At 39.7% G+C, this 1,510-nt stretch carries 3 protein-coding genes; 1 reads left to right on the top strand and 2 read right to left on the bottom strand.

Annotation, left to right across the window (positions count from 1 at the left end; genetic code table 11):
• On the bottom strand, positions 1-118 hold a 118-nt coding region (locus tag G337_RS29640; protein WP_169719646.1), incomplete at its 3' end, for a helix-turn-helix domain-containing protein.
• Positions 119-286: 168 nt separating this feature from the next.
• Positions 287-1,048 carry a substrate-binding periplasmic protein gene (locus tag G337_RS26860; protein ID WP_051303432.1) on the bottom strand — a complete coding sequence of 254 codons (762 nt, stop codon included), beginning with the start codon at positions 1,046-1,048 and terminating at the stop codon, positions 287-289.
• Positions 1,049-1,367: 319 nt separating this feature from the next.
• Here G337_RS26860 and G337_RS28405 point away from each other — a divergent pair.
• A partial coding sequence (locus G337_RS28405) for a transposase (protein ID WP_211235828.1) occupies positions 1,368-1,510 on the top strand: 143 nt, incomplete at its 3' end.

Raw genomic sequence — 1,510 nt, 5'->3', positions numbered from 1 at the left:
TGGAACGAGATGTGATCCACGAAAAACCGAGTTTATGAAGTAATTTATAAACACTCGAAAGGTGGTAATGAAACCCAAACTCCTCCTGTATATAAGCTTGTATATCAAGCCCGGTCAGTCGTCCACCCGTTTCGCTCTTGGCTTAGATAACATAATTAGGCGGAATGGTATAATTGAAATTATTATCCCGAGTTGAGGTTAATTACTCATAATTGAACGTTGCAATGAAGCCCAAATGTATACAAGAGATTGGATGATATTGCCCAGCTAATTAGGCGAAATGATATTAATTGTTGTCAGTTTGCCGATAAAATACCGAGTAGTTAGACAGTATATTGTCAATAATACCTTCATTCAGCATATATGAAATTGTATCCATGTAATCAGCAGCTACATTCGGCATGGTGTTATCCTTAGATAACCCTATATAGTATTTAACGTTTAAGTGCTTTCTATAATAGTTGATATTAGTTAGGCCCAGTTTTGCTATCAGTGCTTTACCAACAAGTCGATTGGAATATACCGCATCCACTCTGCCTACAGAAAGTTTTTTAAATGGAAACTCATCATGTGGAGTAATGTCTAGTTTTACTCCATATACATTCCTTGTCAGTTCAATTAGTGTTCTGGATGTGTTTGAAGGGCCGTAAACAGCAATAGTAAGCCCGGTCAGATCTAGTATGTCAACATCATTGAAATTGTTATTATCACGAGCAAAGAATCCATACTCGGTATGTATTATGGGCTCTGAGAAATAAAGCTGTGACTCTCTTGTTTCACTCCACCCGATTGGGAATACCCCGTTAATAACTCCCTGGTTTACATATTTCTGTGCACGAGGCCAGGGTAAAACTATTACGCTGCACTTGATGTTTGCAAGCTCACATGCGGATTTTACAATTTCAACCGCAGGACCATGAGCAACATCACCTACCTCATAGCAGAATGGGGAAAACTCCTGCGTTGCAAAGCTTAATTCTTTACTGTCATCTGCTAAAGAAGGAAGTGACAGCGCCCCCGCTACGAGGTACGCAACTGCTCTGAACATATTCAACCTACCTTGTTGGTATTACGAGGTATTCTGTTCTGTTTAGTTTCGCTTTCAACTGCTTACATTAGAGTATAGTGCAAGTGAGGAAAAAACTTGTCATAGTTTTCGGTTCCGTCGAGTCTTCCCCCGTCTTCACTCTCTCAATGTTTTTGACATCCTCCCAGCCATTTTAGAAGGGATAATGTCAGTCTCTTATTTTATTAAAAATTAAAACCACGTCCTGTGGGCGTGGTCATCAGCTATAGGCTATGCCTGGAGCTTCTACTCATGCTATTAACCTATTCTAGTTGTCCCCACAACAAGAAAGGAAAGTAGCATGAGTAGATTTGAGAAATTATCACACGTTTTATGGCATTGCCAATATCATATAGTTTGGGTTCCTAAATACAGGTACAGGGTATTGACCGGACGTGTTGGAAGTGAAGTAGAAATGGTCCCCAAAAATCGGACACGATCTTA

Origin of the sequence: Psychromonas aquimarina ATCC BAA-1526, assembly GCF_000428725.1 — a bacterium.
Lineage (GTDB): Bacteria > Pseudomonadota > Gammaproteobacteria > Enterobacterales > Psychromonadaceae > Psychromonas > Psychromonas aquimarina.
This window is presented reverse-complemented; position numbering and strand designations above follow the sequence as displayed.